Annotated in this window: 19 protein-coding genes; 3 read left to right on the forward strand and 16 right to left on the reverse strand. The window is 64.3% G+C overall.

Annotated features, from left to right (window positions below; translation table 11 throughout):
• Window positions 1–1,588 precede the first annotated feature (1,588 nt).
• The 4 genes from RDV55_RS04425 to RDV55_RS04440 all read right to left on the reverse strand — a co-directional run bounded on the left by RDV55_RS04425 (window position 1,589) and on the right by RDV55_RS04440 (window position 4,046).
• Window positions 1,589–2,275 (reverse strand): glutamine amidotransferase-related protein, encoded by a 687-nt coding sequence (locus tag RDV55_RS04425; protein ID WP_174703794.1) that lies wholly within the window; start codon window positions 2,273–2,275, stop codon window positions 1,589–1,591.
• 146 nt (window positions 2,276–2,421) lie between these two features.
• Complete coding sequence (locus RDV55_RS04430; RefSeq protein ID WP_165835836.1) at window positions 2,422–2,577, reverse strand: hypothetical protein; 156 nt, start codon at window positions 2,575–2,577, stop codon at window positions 2,422–2,424.
• 10 nt (window positions 2,578–2,587) lie between these two features.
• The gene (locus RDV55_RS04435; protein WP_111823201.1) at window positions 2,588–3,349 is read right to left on the reverse strand and encodes a class E sortase; all 762 of its coding nucleotides are present in this window, start codon (window positions 3,347–3,349) and stop codon (window positions 2,588–2,590) included.
• Entirely contained in the window at window positions 3,342–4,046 is a 705-nt protein-coding gene (locus tag RDV55_RS04440; RefSeq protein ID WP_111823202.1) for a DUF881 domain-containing protein, read from the reverse strand. The genes RDV55_RS04435 and RDV55_RS04440 overlap by 8 nt, the downstream gene beginning before the upstream one ends.
• 124 nt (window positions 4,047–4,170) lie before the next feature.
• Between RDV55_RS04440 and RDV55_RS04445 the strand changes: the two genes are divergently transcribed.
• The gene (locus tag RDV55_RS04445; RefSeq protein WP_007588580.1) at window positions 4,171–4,434 is read left to right on the forward strand and encodes a cell division protein CrgA; all 264 of its coding nucleotides are present in this window, start codon (window positions 4,171–4,173) and stop codon (window positions 4,432–4,434) included.
• A gap of 140 nt (window positions 4,435–4,574) precedes the next feature.
• Here the strand turns inward: RDV55_RS04445 and RDV55_RS04450 are convergent, their stop codons facing one another.
• The 3 genes from RDV55_RS04450 to RDV55_RS04460 form a co-directional block, all read right to left on the reverse strand.
• Window positions 4,575–5,336 (reverse strand): Rossmann-like domain-containing protein, encoded by a 762-nt coding sequence (locus RDV55_RS04450; protein WP_111823203.1) that lies wholly within the window; start codon window positions 5,334–5,336, stop codon window positions 4,575–4,577.
• 107 nt (window positions 5,337–5,443) lie between these two features.
• A complete protein-coding gene (locus RDV55_RS04455; RefSeq protein WP_174703795.1) occupies window positions 5,444–6,316 on the reverse strand; it encodes a rhomboid family intramembrane serine protease in 873 nt (290 codons plus the stop codon).
• A gap of 111 nt (window positions 6,317–6,427) precedes the next feature.
• Window positions 6,428–6,949: a peptidylprolyl isomerase gene (locus tag RDV55_RS04460; RefSeq protein WP_111823204.1), complete on the reverse strand. Its 522-nt coding sequence runs from the start codon at window positions 6,947–6,949 to the stop codon at window positions 6,428–6,430.
• Between the two features lie 151 nt (window positions 6,950–7,100).
• Between RDV55_RS04460 and RDV55_RS04465 the strand changes: the two genes are divergently transcribed.
• On the forward strand, window positions 7,101–7,703 hold the full coding sequence (locus tag RDV55_RS04465; protein ID WP_174703796.1) for a hypothetical protein: 603 nt from the start codon (window positions 7,101–7,103) through the stop codon (window positions 7,701–7,703).
• Window positions 7,704–7,849: 146 nt separating this feature from the next.
• On the opposite strand, the gene RDV55_RS04470 is transcribed toward RDV55_RS04465, so the two are convergent.
• The 7 genes from RDV55_RS04470 to RDV55_RS04500 form a co-directional block, all read right to left on the reverse strand.
• Complete coding sequence (locus tag RDV55_RS04470) at window positions 7,850–8,095, reverse strand: hypothetical protein (RefSeq protein WP_309188044.1); 246 nt, start codon at window positions 8,093–8,095, stop codon at window positions 7,850–7,852.
• Between the two features lie 606 nt (window positions 8,096–8,701).
• Window positions 8,702–9,565, reverse strand: coding sequence for a hypothetical protein (locus tag RDV55_RS04475; protein WP_245907644.1), 864 nt, complete (start codon window positions 9,563–9,565; stop codon window positions 8,702–8,704).
• A gap of 34 nt (window positions 9,566–9,599) precedes the next feature.
• On the reverse strand, window positions 9,600–10,055 hold the full coding sequence (locus RDV55_RS04480) for a hypothetical protein (RefSeq protein ID WP_111823207.1): 456 nt from the start codon (window positions 10,053–10,055) through the stop codon (window positions 9,600–9,602).
• A 127-nt stretch (window positions 10,056–10,182) separates the two neighbouring features.
• A complete protein-coding gene (locus RDV55_RS04485; RefSeq protein ID WP_111823208.1) occupies window positions 10,183–10,425 on the reverse strand; it encodes a hypothetical protein in 243 nt (80 codons plus the stop codon).
• 143 nt (window positions 10,426–10,568) lie between these two features.
• The gene (locus tag RDV55_RS04490; protein WP_111823209.1) at window positions 10,569–11,432 is read right to left on the reverse strand and encodes an HAD-IIB family hydrolase; all 864 of its coding nucleotides are present in this window, start codon (window positions 11,430–11,432) and stop codon (window positions 10,569–10,571) included.
• 90 nt (window positions 11,433–11,522) lie between these two features.
• Window positions 11,523–11,960 (reverse strand): hypothetical protein, encoded by a 438-nt coding sequence (locus RDV55_RS04495; protein WP_245907645.1) that lies wholly within the window; start codon window positions 11,958–11,960, stop codon window positions 11,523–11,525.
• Between the two features lie 69 nt (window positions 11,961–12,029).
• On the reverse strand, window positions 12,030–12,320 hold the full coding sequence (locus RDV55_RS04500; RefSeq protein ID WP_111823211.1) for a hypothetical protein: 291 nt from the start codon (window positions 12,318–12,320) through the stop codon (window positions 12,030–12,032).
• A 220-nt stretch (window positions 12,321–12,540) separates the two neighbouring features.
• Between RDV55_RS04500 and RDV55_RS04505 the strand changes: the two genes are divergently transcribed.
• Complete coding sequence (locus RDV55_RS04505) at window positions 12,541–12,840, forward strand: YtxH domain-containing protein (protein WP_133256510.1); 300 nt, start codon at window positions 12,541–12,543, stop codon at window positions 12,838–12,840.
• 112 nt (window positions 12,841–12,952) lie between these two features.
• On the opposite strand, the gene RDV55_RS04510 is transcribed toward RDV55_RS04505, so the two are convergent.
• Window positions 12,953–14,323, reverse strand: coding sequence for an ABC transporter permease family protein (locus tag RDV55_RS04510; RefSeq protein WP_111823213.1), 1,371 nt, complete (start codon window positions 14,321–14,323; stop codon window positions 12,953–12,955).
• Window positions 14,320–15,099, reverse strand: coding sequence for an ABC transporter ATP-binding protein (locus RDV55_RS04515; protein WP_111823214.1), 780 nt, complete (start codon window positions 15,097–15,099; stop codon window positions 14,320–14,322). The genes RDV55_RS04510 and RDV55_RS04515 overlap by 4 nt, the downstream gene beginning before the upstream one ends.
• Between the last annotated feature and the right edge of the window lie 32 nt (window positions 15,100–15,131).

Raw genomic sequence — 15,131 nt, forward strand, 5'->3', positions numbered from 1 at the left:
CATCTCCCGAAACCAACAACGCCACTGCCTGGTCACGCATACCAAGGCTTGAAACCACCGGCACCTCTGATGGAACCTCTCATGAAGATCGCGTAACCGCTGGCACCACCGTTAGGTCATCTTGACGAAGCCATGAAACCCATGACACCTCTGTCAACCTCAAAAGCATAAATGTCAAGCAAATTTCGCCAGCAAAGGCGTCAACGGTTTCATCTATGGCTCGAAAGCTTCCCACAAAGGTGCCAACAGTTTCACCTGCGGCCGAAGAGGTGCCAGCGGTTGCACGGACTGCTGCTGAGACACCGGCAGGTGCCTCACCAGTTGCACGTACTACCGGAGAGTTTCTCGCAAAGGTGACGGCGCTTGCACACAACCCTGACTGCGGTTTGCTGGCGACACCTGTTCGCAGACAACGGCGTCCATTAGTTGCAGAAACGTTGTGCGCCACGGTCTCACGCGACAGACCCTAGACAATCTGTGTCCCTCGCGCATGGCTTACGCTTACGCGGATAGGTTGTAACGATACGGATAGGCTATCAGCTTGCGGATAGGTCAATAAGCTATCCGCGTGCGCGTAACCTATCCGCACATGCGTAACCTATCCGCGTTCACCTACAGACAGCACGCCTGTGGCATCGCCCCGGACATGAACTGGTTGCCTGGAGGCTGCCGCCTGCCTGCCAGCATCTCTGTGGCGCGTCGCACCGGGCGTCATCAGGGGCCGCGAGCCACCACCCACCTAAGCATGCGTGGAGCACCGTCACCGCAAAGCCGATTGTCCGCACCCTCCTGCATCCACAGGCATTTCACCCGCCGGGGCGGCATGACACCAGTTAAGCGACTGTGCATCGGTTAGGGAGCATTCCACCAGCTCGGAGCGGATTGAATGCTCCCTTGCCGGCGCGCCAACGCCACAAAACAAGCAACATTGCGGTCGCATGACAAGGAATCACATCAAACGGGTTGCTACACCACACGAGGCTCCGACATGCCGACCACACTCTCTCTCCCAGGGCCACAGGGCGACAGAGCCACAGGGCACAAAATGACCACACCACCCCCCGGCAGCACTTACGCGCGATTACACGGGCCGCGGTGCGCAACAAGCCCCCCCACACTGTTATCAATGCGAGTTGTCAGGAGAGGCGGCTATGACACTCGGAAAACTGGATGGGAAACCACTATCTGGAAAGGCTATTGCGTTCCGGATGGGAAAGTAACCTATCCACAAGAGCCGTTCCTATCCAGAACACACGATCACACCGCCGGAAGACCGACGCAGGCCTGGGTGAGGTTGCAGGATTGGTGGATGGCCAGGCCCCGAGCCCGGAACACAGCCGACGCGCACCAACCAACATGCGGCACAGTCAGACAACAAGCAGGGCGCACTCCGAGGCGCGCAGCATCGCTGAGTTACTCGTCGATGATCCCGCACAGCTCCTACCGCCCACAAAACCACAGCTCAACAACCCTCACCTCGACGACATAGAAGCGGCAAAACCGGCAGGACACGACGGAGCAAGCGAGCCGAAACACGCGCGCAACGACACGTCGTCGGAACCGGGCAGGGAGGAAGCCCCGGCGACACCTACAGCTTGAAACGCTCCGCGACGACGGGCTTCAGGGACGCGGCCCGCTCCCGAGCTGCGGTATCGCCGCAGGCGGTCAGCCAGTTGGCGAACATGAGGTGCCCGGACTGGGTCGTAACGGACTCGGGGTGGAACTGGACGCCCTCGAGGGGCAGGGAGCGGTGGCGCACACCCATGATGATACCGGAGTCGGTGGTCGCGGAGACCTCAAGTTCATCGGGCATCGTCGCCGGGTCGATCGTCAGCGAGTGGTAGCGGGTGACGGTCAGCGGCGAGGGGACTCCTTCGAACACGCCTCGCCCGTCGTGCGTGATGACGGAGGTCTTGCCGTGCATGAGTTCGGGTGCGTGCCCGACTGTCGCGCCGAACAGCTCACCGAGAGACTGGTGTCCCAGGCACACGCCCAGCATCGGCACACCATGAGACGCGCAGTCAGCGATGGTCTGCAGGGAGGCTCCGGCGCTCTTGGGGTCCCCGGGGCCGGGGGAGATGAGAACACCGTCGTAGCCGGCCTCGAACCACTCGGGATCCACGACATCGTTGCGCACGACATCCACGGTGGCACCCAGATGGCGCAGGTAGCCCACGATCGTGAAGACGAACGAGTCGTAGTTGTCGACGCAGAGGATTCGTACCATCGCCAGTCCCTTCGTGTACGAGGCCGTGGCCCCTTCTCCGGCATCCATCGTAGGGCGCACCCCCAGTGGGCGCGCGGGCGCTGTCCGCTCTCCGGGCGAAGCGGCACAGACGGATCCGCCCGCACACGCCCGCGGATACGGCACGAGGCCGGGCAGACCCGGCCTCGTCCCTTTCCATCAAGCGCAGCTCAAGCTCAGCCGACGGAGGCTTCTCCCAGCTCCAGGTAGGTCTGGACCCAGGGGTAGACCCACGTGAACAGCGCGGCGACAACCGCGCCGATGAGGGCCAGGGACTCGATGACCTTAAACCAGGTGGGTCCGGGCAGGTGGCGGAAGATCCATGCGTACATGTGGGGTCCTTCAGTTCGTGGGTTCGTCGACGAGTTCGGCGGGGACGCCCGTGTCCTTGGGGGTCCAGGATTCGAACTTAAGGTGGACGATGTAGCGCTGCCAGTTGCCGTACTCGGGGTGGCAGGTCGTCATGGTCATCCAGCGTTCCGTGGGTGTTTCGGACCAGGAAACGTCGTCGATAACGGGGGCAACAACCCGCATCTGCGTGGGGTCGGTGGCGTCGATGATCTCGGAGGAGACCATCGAGTAGACGAGGTAGTGGTCGTCGACTTCCACGACGACCTTGTCGCCCTGGGTAAGGCGATCGATCCAACGGAAGTTGTTGCCGTAGGTACGGCGGTGGCCGGCAACGGAGAAGTTACCGACGCCGCCAGGCTGGGTGGTCATGTCGTAGTGGCCGGCCCATCCCTGGTCGAGAACGTAGGAGGTGGTGCCTTCCGCGAGCGGAATCTTCATCCAGTCCCAGGTCGGCACGTGGATGAGGCCGTATACCTCGCCGTCGCCGACTTCGCGTTCGAAGGCGGGTGGATCATCGGTGCGGACTTCGCCGAGGGCACGCTTGGAAGGCTGGTGTTCTTCTTCGTACGAGGCGATGGTCTGGGAGACCTGCCCGGAGACCTCGTAGGTCGTCCAGTACAGCTGCCAGACGGAGAAAAGCCCGATGACGAGGGCGAAGGTAATGAGCAGTTCGCCAACCACACCGACGATGTTCCAGAAGATGTTGGAGCGCTTTTTGCTTGTCGGCGAGGCTGGGGCGACGTGTTCACCCATTCGTTTCCTCCACGGTTGCATAGTTGACTGTCAGAGAGGTAGTGGCAGGCGCAAAGCTCAGGGAGTCTTTGGTCTGCATGTCCCACCCGAGGCCGTACTTCGTCACGTAGGCCTGGTAATTCACCATACGTGGGCTTGCGGTAACCGTCGCGCGCAGAGTGGCAGGATCACCAATTGCTTGGATCACATAGGGTGGTGAATAGCTGGTGCCGTCCACGAGAATCACGTTGCCGATGCAGCGGATGACGGTGCGGGAGGTGACGCGCACGCCTTGGACGGTCATGGCCTCGGCGCCGCCACTCCACAGGGCGTTCATGGTGTCCTCGATGTCCTGCTGGTGGATGACGAGGTCGTTGGGGGTCGCACCTGCGGGAATTTGCCCGGGGGGCGCGTCGGAGAGAGTGATTTGGACGCCGGGTCCGGAGACGGGACGGGTGGAGCGGGCGGTGAACGCATCTTCGTCGGGGGTGCCTGATTGAGGGGCGGCGGAGGAGAAGGCCTGAATCTGCGCATCGAGCCCGGAGACCTCGTTTTCGAGGACTCTGACTTGTTCCTGGCGGTTGCGCACGAGGGTCGACAGGTCGGATGTGGCAGCGGGGCTTGTGCGTTCGTGGAGCGCGGAGACGGAGAAGAGGAGGCCGGAGGCGACGGTCACGGCGAGGACGCCTGCGATGTGGCGGACGCTGCGTGCGTGCATCTTTCCTCCTCCCGTGGCGCTGCGCTTTGGCACTTTCCACGTCCGAGACTACGCTAGTGTTGCGACTAATTCATCACCGCCGGGCGGTTTGTCTTCCCGCGCGGGCCAGCAGAGAGGACCCGACGTGGCCGAATCCAAGAAGCGTAAGAAGAACGGACACGAGGTCGAGGACGACACCGAGATCCAGAACTGGACTGACGGTATTCCACTCAGCCCGGCCTGGTGGGCTCCCACCTTCGTGGCCCTGATGATCCTGGGCCTGCTGTGGGTTGTCGTCTACTACATTTCGTCGGGCACCTACCCGGTGCCGAAGCTGGGCGCGTGGAATATCGCGGTGGGCCTGGGCACGATGATGGTGGGCTTCCTGATGACGCTGCGTTGGCGTTGATGAGGGCGCGGCGGGCGCAGGCCTGCCGTCTCCGGTGAGTATGTGTGGGGCGTTCCGACTGCGGTCGGGACGCCCCACCATTCTCTTGGGTTGTATCGGCGAGGCCGGGGCTGGCAGCCGGGCCACGGCCGAGTTTTGGGTCAGGGCCTGTTGAGCTGGACCCTCATGCCTGCGTCGTACATCCCTTGGAGCGTGCGTCCGGCGAGGCCGTCTTCGAGGCGCTCGGGGTGCGCGCTGGCGAAGGACATGACGGTTGTGGCTCCGGCGTGAATGATCGCGGGGGACGCGGGCGTCGAGGGGCCGAGGACGACGGTGTGCGCGTCGGAGGATAGCTCGAGGAGGCGCGGCATCGTCTTGTTGACGAAGGCGGATCCGGAGATGAAGACGAAGTCCATCTCGGGGAGCAGGTACTCGCACGCGGAGTCGGGGTAGTCGCCGTCGATCACGTTGCGTTCGAGGATGTTGAGCTGCGCGGCGTCGGGCATGGCGGCGGCCGCGAAGGGGAAGTGGCCGATGACGGCGACGCGCTTGCCGGCGACGAGGGGCGCGTAGGGGTGGAAAGTGCGTCCCCAGTTGTTTTCCTCGCAGGCGCGGAAACCGTGGGCCAGGGCTCGCACCGGATGGGAGTGGTAGGCGTTGACAGCGGCCATTCCGATGCCGGCATCCTCAAAGTTCCACGACTTGGCGAGGGCGGCGACGTCTCGCAGGGGACGACCGACGAGGTCGCCGGGATCCTCGGTCGCGCGCGGGCGGGATTGGACGTTCATGCCGAAGGCCATGCCGACACCGTCCTCGCTGGTGGCGACGCGACGCCACTTACCGTCGGTGAGGATCTGGGTGATGGTGACGTCGGGGGAAATCTCGTCGATGAGCTGGTCGTACAGGTCCCAGGGGCTGGTCATGGTGTCTCCTGTGGGGGGGCGCATGAGGGAGGGCCCGGCACTCTATGCCGGACCCTCCCTATATTAGGTCATCCTTAGATGGCTTGCGCCCATCGGATGTTTCCGCGCTAGGCGCCGTAGACCTCGTACAGAACGCGGAAAGCGAGCGCGTTGACCGCGATCATGCCCACGACCATCCCCAGCGCCACGAGCGCCTGGCGGCGATTCTGCGCCGCCTCGGTGACGCCCGAGCGCGGACGGGAAAGGCGGACGAGCAACCACGTCGCCGCCAAGCCTGCGATCGCGCCACCGATGTGCCCCTGCCACGAGATACCGCTGACCATGAAGCCGTACACAAGGTTCACGCCGAGCAGCGTCAGGATGGCGGTCGTGTCCGACCCACTCAGACGCTGCAGGACGAAGACCGCCGCGAAAAGACCAAACACAGCCGCGGAAGCACCCACCGTACTGACGAATACCTCGGAGGGCTGGATCAGGCACCATGCGAGAATGAAAGCAGAGCCACCCAACGCACTCACCAGGTAGACGGTAAGGAAACGCCACCAGCCCATGACCGGCTCAATCGCGCGCCCCACCCAGTACAGGGACAGCATGTTGAACAGGATATGGAGCAGGCCTCCGTGCAGGAACGCGCCCGTGAGGACCGTCCACGGGCGCGCCATCAGATAAGCGGGCACGAGGGCAAGTGAGTCCGTGAGGGCGGGAGCCAGCAGCGTGAGGGCAAACATGAGGACACAGATCGCCATCATCGAGTAGGTGACGACCGGCGCTCCGGCCGCGCGCGATGCGGACCGCATCCACCGCTTCTTCGAGGACGTGCAATCCACGCAGATCGAGCGAACCTCGGTCGGGATCGCACAGTCCACGCAGATGGGTCGGTTGCAGCGCTTGCAGTAGTCGACGCTTCGCACGCCCGGGTGGCGCGGACAGTCGGGGGCGGCGCGCGGGTCCGACCGCTGGCCATAGCTCGGCATGCTCATAGCTTCCCTTTCGGCAGGCGAGTAAGGCACGAGGCCGGGGTGCACCTTCCCGGTCACTGCACTGAGCAGCGGGGGCGGCCCCGGCCTCGTCGAGGATTAAGGGGGAGAGGGTCAGTCGACGATCTCGATGGAGGTGATGACCTGCTCCGTGACGGGGCGGTCGTTCGCGCCCGTGGGGGTGGTGGCGATGGCGTCGACGACGCGCTTGGACTCCTCGTCGGTGACCTTACCGAAGATGGTGTGGTTGCCGAGCAGCCACGGGGTGGGGGCCACGGTGATGAAGAACTGCGAGCCGTTGGTGCCCTTGCCCATGCGCTTGCCGGCGTTGGCCATGGCGAGCAGGTAGGGGTCGTTGAAGTTCAGCTCGGGGTGGATCTCATCGTTGAACTGGTAGCCGGGGCCGCCGGTTCCGGTGCCGAGGGGGTCGCCGCCCTGGATCATAAAGCCGGGGATCACGCGATGGAAGACGGTGCCGTCGTAGAGGGGGCGGGAGGTCTTCTGGCCGGTTGAGGGGTCGACCCATTCGCGCTCGCCCTTGGCCAGGGTCACGAAGTTGTGAACCGTGTTGGGGGCGTGGTTGGGGAAGAGCTCGACGGTGATGTCGCCGGCGGAGGTGTGAAGAATAGCTTTCATGCCATTAATGGTCGCATCTTTTCCTGGGCGTTTCCTGTCCGTCGGGCACCTCACGCGAGACGGTGGGCTGCAGATCACACGCTGTTGTAGCACAATAGAGGTGAGTGGCGCGTCCGCGCCCCTGTTTATTGTGGACAGAATCGGAGACATCATGGCTACTTCGCCGACTTTCGATGCAGACAAGTTGCGCGCATCATCTCAGCATCTTCGCGACGCCGCCGCCATTTACGCCGGCAAGGTTGCCGTGCGGGCCGCCGATCTGGCTGGCCAGGGCGTTGACTGGGCCGCGCCCCGCGCCCAGGCGGCGCTGAGCTCCGCGATTGAGCACGCGACCCCCGCGATTGAGAACGCCGCTGCTCGCGCCCAGGCTGCCGCCGCGCAGGCTGGCCCGGCGATCGAGAACGCCCGCGAGCACCTCGTGGATGACTACCTGCCCCGCGCTTCCCTGGCCGTTAACCAGGCTGGTGCCGCTTTGACGGCTCGCGGCTCACTGTCGGATCGCGCCCGCCGCGCCTCCGAGGCCTCGGCTGCCGCTCTGGCGACGCCCACGCGTAAGCGCCGCAGGTGCCGCGTGCTGCGCGCCTTCGGCCTGACCGCTTTGGTTGGTGCCGTTGCGGGTGCCGGCTACATCCTGTGGAAGCGTTCGCAGCCGATTGAGGATCCGTGGGCCGAGGAGTACTGGGCGGATCTGGACACGGATTCCTTCGTGCCCAACACCGAGGCTGAAAAGGCCACCTTCGAGGCGGGCGAGTAACACTCACCTTTTGCAAGGTTTTTGCTGGCTGGGGGCCGCGACGCGCTGCGTCGCGGCCCCCAGCCTTACTTTCTGCTCGACGAAGCACCCCGCGTCGCACCGAATGAAGGTGCCGACGCGGGGTGCTTGACGCCAGAGGACCGGCCCTATGACGAGCGGTTCTTCAGTGCGGTGACGATAGCGACGATGATTGAGGCGACAATGACGATGAGGCCGATCGGCAGGATGTAGAAAATCATCGCGATTGGAAGCCAGTACAGTCCGTCTCCACCGTCGCCGTGATTGCCCGGAATGAATTCGATAAGGAACCATGCGATGAAGGGCGAGAGCACCAGCAGTATGCCGATTCCGAAGACAGTGCCCGCAGCCATGTAGGATGTGCGACGCTTCATGGGAGCCATTGGACCCATTGGAGCATGCCCGTAGCCTGCGTACCCAGCTTGCGGGTAACCCTGCACAGCGGCACCATTCCCGGGCTGCGCCGCCCAGTTCGCCTGCGCCGCCCAGTTCGCCTGTATCCCCGGCTGGGGCAGCCCCTGAGGAGGAACACCGCCCTGGTACTGGTAGGACGGCTGCTGAGCAGACAAATCTGAGTAAGCGTTCGGGTTAGGAACATTCGGATTCGGGGTTGTCACGGTCAATCCTTCCGCCAATGGTACGCACCCGGATGAGCAACAGTCACAATCCTAAATGAAGACGGGCCGCAGGGGACGAGCGGTCAGCACCGGGCCGACGATTCCGAAGCTGATCGACGTGCGCGCCAGACGGCGAGGTTGAGAAGGGTCGTTCACGACACCGGCCCGTAGCGCCATGCCACATGTGGTCCCCTGCGCAACGCCCGGATGAGGGAAACACTCGCAATCTCAGGCTGGACATCAGGCTGTTGCTCCTATCACATGCTCTATTCCTTTCTTGGTCAGGATCATCGCATCACACGCGGGCACTGAACCAACAATGCTGGCGAGGCCGACCCCAACCTCGTTCGTCGAGGGAGCGCTCTACGGGATGGCTGACAGAAGCAGCAGGGGGAGGAAGAGAACGCACCAGCACAGGGGCACGTTCAGGACTATTCCTCGCCCGGCAAGCGCCCGCTCGGCCTCGCTGTCGGCGTGCCGACGCGCCCGTATGCCCACGATCAGGCCCGTCAATTGGATAAGGCCCGCCGGGACGGACATGTGGATGCAGACGGCCACGACAATCAACGCGGGCAAGAAGGGTCGCCCCGGCGTCGTAGCGAGCTCGTGGAGCATCGCGAACAGGCCGACAAGCAACGCTCCGGCCATAGCCAGCATGCCCGCTGCTCCCGCGCCCACCGATATCGCGCCCGCGCTGGCACGCATGCCGCGGAATAGGGACACGCACGCAGCCAGGACCGCAGCGCCGCACACAACGAGGAGGGGCACGAGCGCCCGCGGATCGGGGACCAAGCCAACGACGGGGGTGATGCAGGCGCAGGCAAGAAAGAAGGCATTCGCACCCACTCCGAGCGCGCAGCGCGCGAGCTCCCTGCGATCCTCGGCGCGCGTTCGTCCCATCAGCCCGGCGACGACACCCACCAGATGAACGATCCCCGCCACGCCGGCTGCGGGCAGGAGGGAACGGACAAACTCGCCGTCGCTCATGACCGCAAACTCGCCGGGAATGACGAGGTTAGCGCTGGCGCTCATCTCGTCGGCAACCGAAGCCAACCGGACGAGGAAGAACCCGCTCATGACCACGAGTCCCGCAACCAGCGTGCAGATCGAGGCCGCACCCGCGCTCGCTCGCCTGCCCGGACCCGTCCTCTCAACCCTCTCCCCCGCGACCGCGGTGTCAGCGGAGCTGCCGTTGCCGACAGCATCAGTCGAAGTATTCACGTCCACGGCGACCCGCCCTCCTTTCTCTCACGCTTCCTCATCACGGACCTAACATCTCATCTGCCAGAACATGAGCAACTAGCGCGACCATACTCCAACACATGACGTGGATGACGGAGACGGCGTTGAGGACAGTCACCGTCGAATTGCGCTTTCGGTCCCACTTATCCCCCGACCGGCGTCGCGCCGTGAAACCAGCCATCAAGTCGACCAGTCCGACAACTCCCAGTGGAATGGCAACCACGGCGAAGGGAAGGCACAAGTAGAACAACGCAACGAGGGGATCACCCAGGATGAGTTCGGAGATCAACCAGACGAAGCCCACGACAACGGCGCACCCAAGCCCGATCACGGACACAACTCCGGTCCAGGCCGACAAGCCGCCCACGAACAAACGCCCCACGACTTGGCGGGCCGCGCCCAGATTTGTCACACCGGCACCCTTGCGCTTCAAGAGTCCCCCTCTGCGCTTAACATCGTTGTCAGTGCGAGTCACTCTTCCACACCTCCACGAAGGAGCCGCCACGGGCGACATCCAGCACGACAGCAACGTTCTCGTGAGGCGCAAACGCACCGGCCCTACAGCAACGCAGTGAGGTACAAGAACCCATAGAACAAACCAATCAGGACGACGAGGCCAACAACGACGAGTGGCGGGGCCTTGACCAGAAGTGACCGGAGGACATACCTGCGATCGCGGCGAATATGAGCAACCAGCCGCCAGCGCCGAACAGCATGGACAGGATCCACGTGACGCGCGCACGCGCGGGGACGACCCCGCCACCGGCTGCCTGCTGCATGCCTTCACCGGGGGCGACGGACGGCGAAGGCGTGGCCGGCACCTCAATGCTATTGCGTTCGCTCATTCATCTGTTCCTTCCTCCAAGCCGACGCCTGCTGCAGGGTTCCTTGGGCGCGGCCGACGTTCCTCGGTCCACCGTCCCCTCCCCAAGACCGGTATTTCAAAAATTGAGATCATCGAAGAAAGGGCGGCCAGCGCAAGACACGCTCACCCGAGGAGGACGCGCAGCACCTGGGCGACCCCGGCCTCGTTGTTGGAGGGCGCCACAAAACGCGAGGCTTCAACAACATCCGCCGAGGCATTGGCCATCGCGAAGGACAACTCCCCCTCGCTCATCATGGACAGGTCATTACCCGCGTCCCCGAAGACTGCGGTCTGCTCGCGCGCCACTCCGAGGAAACGCTGCAGATCACGCACGGCACTGCCCTTATCAACGCCTCGGATCTGCAGATCCGCCCAGTTCGCCCCAGAAACCGCATACTGGTGAGTGTCGGAGAAGTGGGCCAGCGTTGCCTCCGCGAGCGCCTCGACGGGCCCCAAGGCAAACACGGCCAGCTTAACGATCGCATCGTCGACGTCCCCGGCCTCGATCCCATCAATGATCGCGATCTGGTCATCGACGCGTTTCGTGCGGTGATAGTAGGGTATGACGCCGTCGACGAAGCGGTCGTCGGTGCGCTCAACGTACGCGAATTGCTTGCCACACATAACCAGGCCGCCGTCGATCCCATCCGGTCCACAGGTTGCCTCGCGCACGAGGCGGACAGCCTCGCGCATGGTGGGGGCGTCGAGCGGGCTGGAAGAGACCTCGACTCCGTCACGCATGACGATGCCACCGTTTTCGCCGATGACGGTCATTCCCGGGCGACCGGGGAACATGTCGATGAGGGTCCACACCTGGCGGCCCGACGCGGGAGCGAAGGTCACTCCACGCTCGTCCATCAGGTCGAGAAGCGCATCCATCCCGGGCGGGAAGTTCTTGTCGTCGTCCAGGAGGGTGCCGTCCATGTCGACGGCTGCCAGGCACAGGTCGGCGCCCGCGTAACGCGCGGGGTCAGTGGGGGTCGTCATGAGTCCATTGTGCCCGACGGGAGGCACGGGTGCTCGCACCGGGGACGAGGCTGGGGCAACCTCACGTGACCTCGTGAGGTACACGCATGGTCACTCTGAGCGCTCCTGATCCCTCTCCTTGCCCTTTTCGAAGAGGCGAACGAGGAGGGCGCACAGGAACGCAAGCAGGCCGAAAGGGGCGACGAAGAGCAGCGCGGAGAGGAAGGCCAAGTTTATGGCGACTGCGGGCGAGTTACCGTCCGGATCAAAAAAGCTGGCGAGCCAGGCCAACGGCGGCAGGTACAACATACTTCCGATGAGGACGAAACCCAGGATGATGCAGACGCGCACCACGCTCGAACCCCGGCGCTGTTTCTCGCGGATCAACTCGCCCGCGTTGTCCGCAGATCCATCGGCTAGATTAGCCCGCGCAACCTCATCGGCGGCCTTTCTTTCACGACTATTTGCTGCCGTGACGTCGACAGCCAGCGCCAGGAAGGCAACAAATAGGACGGGGGCAGCAAGCAGAAGAAATCCGACGAGGAACACGACACCTCCAGATGATGGAACCGAGGCCGTCACGACCCTCCGTTCCATTCGGGGGAGGTCGAGATCCTCTCAGCACCACCACCATAGCGCAGCGGCAACGGGGGCCAGCACGGCGACCATCAGGGCCCCGAGGCGCGAAAAGCGCCGCGTACCCACGGACAGCAGGCATTGGGTCGAGGCGGATAGGGAAAAGATCTCCTCGTCGAGGTCGGCTCGCGCACGCACGCTCGGGCGCACGGCGGGCGGATACGAGGGCGGCGCGGGGCGCCGGCGACGCGCGGCTGGCCTGGTGACCTGCGCTCCTCGCGCGGCCACACCGACCCCCTCCGCGTGCGAGTACTGGGAAGGCGAGCGGTACACGATGTCTCCATCGACTATTGCGGTCTGAATGGCGCAGTCCTAGCAATCATGAGGCGTGCATCACATGCATTTGATTTCTTTAATTCCAAACAATTTGATCGGAGCCGCAAACCAACAAACGACTTGCACCCCCTTGCAAAATGAGCCGCCCGTCACACTATGTGTTAGGCTGGCCATGTTCGCTCAAAGCATCGAACGACCCTACGTTGAGGAGAGAATCATGAGCCTGGAAGATCTGGCCAAGAAGGCTGAAGAAGGCTTCGAGAAGGTCGTTGACGCGGCCAAGGAGAAGGCTGAAGAAGCCAAGGACAAGCTCGCCGAGCTCGCTGGCGACGCCAAGGACAAGGCAGAAGACGCCAAGGACAAGGTCGAAGAGGCCGCCGAGGACGCCAAGGACAAGGCAGAAGACGCCAAGGACAAGGTCGAAGAGGCCGCCGAGGACGCCAAGGACAAGGCAGAGGAGATCGCCGAGGACGCCAAGGACAAGGCAGAGGACATCAAGGACAAGCTCGAGAAGTGAGCTACCAGAAGGGGGGCGAACCAAGAGGTTCGCCCCCCTTCTCCATGCACTCGCGCGCCCGACGGTTTTACATTCCCCCGTAGCTCGGACCACGCGACTGGCGACGAGCGCTCTACTCCCGCCCCTCGCGCACGCTCGCGAGGATTCGGCGGCGCAGAGGGACCGTCGCCTCGGAGGCGAGCACGATCAGGAGGACACCGACGAGAGCTGCGGCGGCCGCCGCAATGAAACCGCTGGCCGCTCCAGAGGGAATTAACGGGGACATGAACACCAGCCCCATCAGCACCGATCCCCCCACCATCACGAAGGCGGGCAGGGCGACCTCTAGGCGGCGGCTGCGATCCATGAAGCCCCGCGGGGACCCCATGTAGGACAGCGCACGCATCTGCTCGGCCGAGTCGATGACTCGGATGGACTGGTTGACGGCCGTGGACACCGCTCCGAGCGCCAGGGTGATCGCGAAGGTCAGCATCATGCCGCGCAGGATGTCGCCGTTGACGATTCGCTGGACCTCATCCATGGCCGTGCCTCCCTCCGTGGAGATCGCGGAACCCATCGGGAACATCACGCCCACGATGAATCCAACCAGGGCCACGGCTCCGAAGGAACGCCACACGCTGCGCGGGTCATCGGCCAGGCGCCTGCCCGCCACCATCATCTGCGGGCTACGAGCCCAGCGCGCCATGATCCGCCCCATCACGCTGATCGACCAGACGCCGAGCAGGTTCACGACCAGGAAGATCGCTCCCAGGAAACCCATGAGGATGGCCATGCCGATCGCGGCTCCAAAGTTCATGGCGAATCCGCCCACGACCAGCCACCCAACGAGGAGAACCACCGCCAGGATCGGGCCGAAGGGACTGACCCGACCGGCAAGGGAGCGTCGCGCAACACCAAGGGGGGTAATCGCCACCTTGCGCATGGCCAGCCACGAGGAAAGGGCAGCCAGCAGAATCATGGCGACGGCCTCGGCGAGGAGAACCAACACTCCCACCCACATTTCGCCGACCCCCATCGGGCGGCCCTGGAAGGATAGCGCCCCCCACGCGGGAAGCGTCACCGCGTACAAGACCGAGCCGATGAGAACACCGACGGACGCGAAGACGCAGGTTTCGACGATACACGCCAGCTTCGTTTTGCCGGGCGCTAGGCCCACGAGGCGTAGCACCGCGAGGTCGCGCTCGCGCCGGCTCATGCCCAGGCGGGCAGCGGCCGCGCCCATCGAAATGATCGGGACGATCAGGAGGGTCGCGGCGAAGAAAGCCAGGGGGACGTACATGACCATCGCACCCTCGATGGTGGTCGGGTCGTCGGCCAGACCGGTAGCCCTCGCAGCGTCAGAACGCGACATGAAGGACATGACGCCGCCGGTGACCGCCAGAAGGACGGCGTGCGGCAACGCGAAGGCGGCGACCGTCAGGGCGGAGGTCGCCCGGTCGCGCGAGCGCAGCAGCGCCTCAGCCGCGGTGCGTACGGAACTCATCGCTGTCCCCCCTCGCTCGCGGTGCCCGCCGCGGGCGCACTTGGGACAGTCTGCTGCGAGGCCGGTGTACTGCTGGGGACACCGCCTCGTTCGGACAGGGAGACGCGTCCGTCGCGCACGTGAATCGTGTGCGGGAGTCGGCTCGCGACGGCGGGGTCGTGGGTGACCAGAACGAGGGACGCGCCCGTTGTCGCGCACGCGCTGGTCAGCAGGGACATAACCTCTCCGCCGGTCGCCTGGTCGAGGGCACCCGTGGGTTCATCGGCGAAGATCACCGACGGGTTGGTCACCAGCGCGCGCCCGATCGCGACGCGCTGGGCCTGGCCGCCCGAGAGCTGGCCGGGCCGGTAGGGGCCGGCACCGTCGAGGCCGAGGTTCGTCAGGATCTCGCGTGCGCGAGCGATCGCCTGCGATTTCGGCGTTCCCGCGAGCATGAGGGGCATCGCGATGTTCTCTTCCGTGGGCAGCTCGGGCAGAAGCTGGCCGTCCTGGAACACGAAGCCGAAGCGACGCAGACGCAGGTCGGAAAGCGCCCGCTCCGACATGGTCGTCATCTCTTCGCCGTCCAGGGTGATGGACCCTGAGCTGGGGCGCAGCACGCCCGCCAGGCAGTGCAGGAGGGTGGTCTTACCGGAGCCCGAGGGACCCATGATCGCCACCTGCGTGCCCTGCGGGAGTGTCAGGTCGACGCCTGCCAGGGCGTGGACGGGAGTATTCCCGCGCATGTATGTCTTCGTCAGTGCTCGGGTCACCAGACCCGCCGTGTCGTGTGTCATGTTTGAACGATAGGCCCGCAGCCCCGCGTATT

Origin of the sequence: Schaalia odontolytica (assembly GCF_031191545.1) — a bacterium.
In the GTDB taxonomy this organism is placed as follows: domain Bacteria; phylum Actinomycetota; class Actinomycetes; order Actinomycetales; family Actinomycetaceae; genus Pauljensenia; species Pauljensenia odontolytica.

Bases quoted from the DNA above. Each gene is read 5' to 3' on its own strand.
- RDV55_RS04490 (WP_111823209.1), bottom strand. From the start codon at position 11,432: ATGACGACCCCCACTGACCCCGCGCGTTACGCGGGCGCCGACCTGTGC.
- RDV55_RS04465 (WP_174703796.1), top strand. From the start codon at position 7,101: ATGGCTACTTCGCCGACTTTCGATGCAGACAAGTTGCGCGCATCATCT.
- RDV55_RS04435 (WP_111823201.1), bottom strand. From the start codon at position 3,349: ATGGGTGAACACGTCGCCCCAGCCTCGCCGACAAGCAAAAAGCGCTCC.
- RDV55_RS04455 (WP_174703795.1), bottom strand. From the start codon at position 6,316: ATGAGCATGCCGAGCTATGGCCAGCGGTCGGACCCGCGCGCCGCCCCC.
- RDV55_RS04505 (WP_133256510.1), top strand. From the start codon at position 12,541: ATGAGCCTGGAAGATCTGGCCAAGAAGGCTGAAGAAGGCTTCGAGAAG.
- RDV55_RS04460 (WP_111823204.1), bottom strand. From the start codon at position 6,949: ATGAAAGCTATTCTTCACACCTCCGCCGGCGACATCACCGTCGAGCTC.
- RDV55_RS04440 (WP_111823202.1), bottom strand. From the start codon at position 4,046: ATGCACGCACGCAGCGTCCGCCACATCGCAGGCGTCCTCGCCGTGACC.
- RDV55_RS04510 (WP_111823213.1), bottom strand. From the start codon at position 14,323: ATGAGTTCCGTACGCACCGCGGCTGAGGCGCTGCTGCGCTCGCGCGAC.
- RDV55_RS04425 (WP_174703794.1), bottom strand. From the start codon at position 2,275: ATGGATGCCGGAGAAGGGGCCACGGCCTCGTACACGAAGGGACTGGCG.
- RDV55_RS04485 (WP_111823208.1), bottom strand. From the start codon at position 10,425: ATGAGCGAACGCAATAGCATTGAGGTGCCGGCCACGCCTTCGCCGTCC.
- RDV55_RS04515 (WP_111823214.1), bottom strand. From the start codon at position 15,099: ATGACACACGACACGGCGGGTCTGGTGACCCGAGCACTGACGAAGACA.
- RDV55_RS04430 (WP_165835836.1), bottom strand. From the start codon at position 2,577: ATGTACGCATGGATCTTCCGCCACCTGCCCGGACCCACCTGGTTTAAG.
- RDV55_RS04470 (WP_309188044.1), bottom strand. From the start codon at position 8,095: ATGAAGCGTCGCACATCCTACATGGCTGCGGGCACTGTCTTCGGAATC.
- RDV55_RS04450 (WP_111823203.1), bottom strand. From the start codon at position 5,336: ATGACCAGCCCCTGGGACCTGTACGACCAGCTCATCGACGAGATTTCC.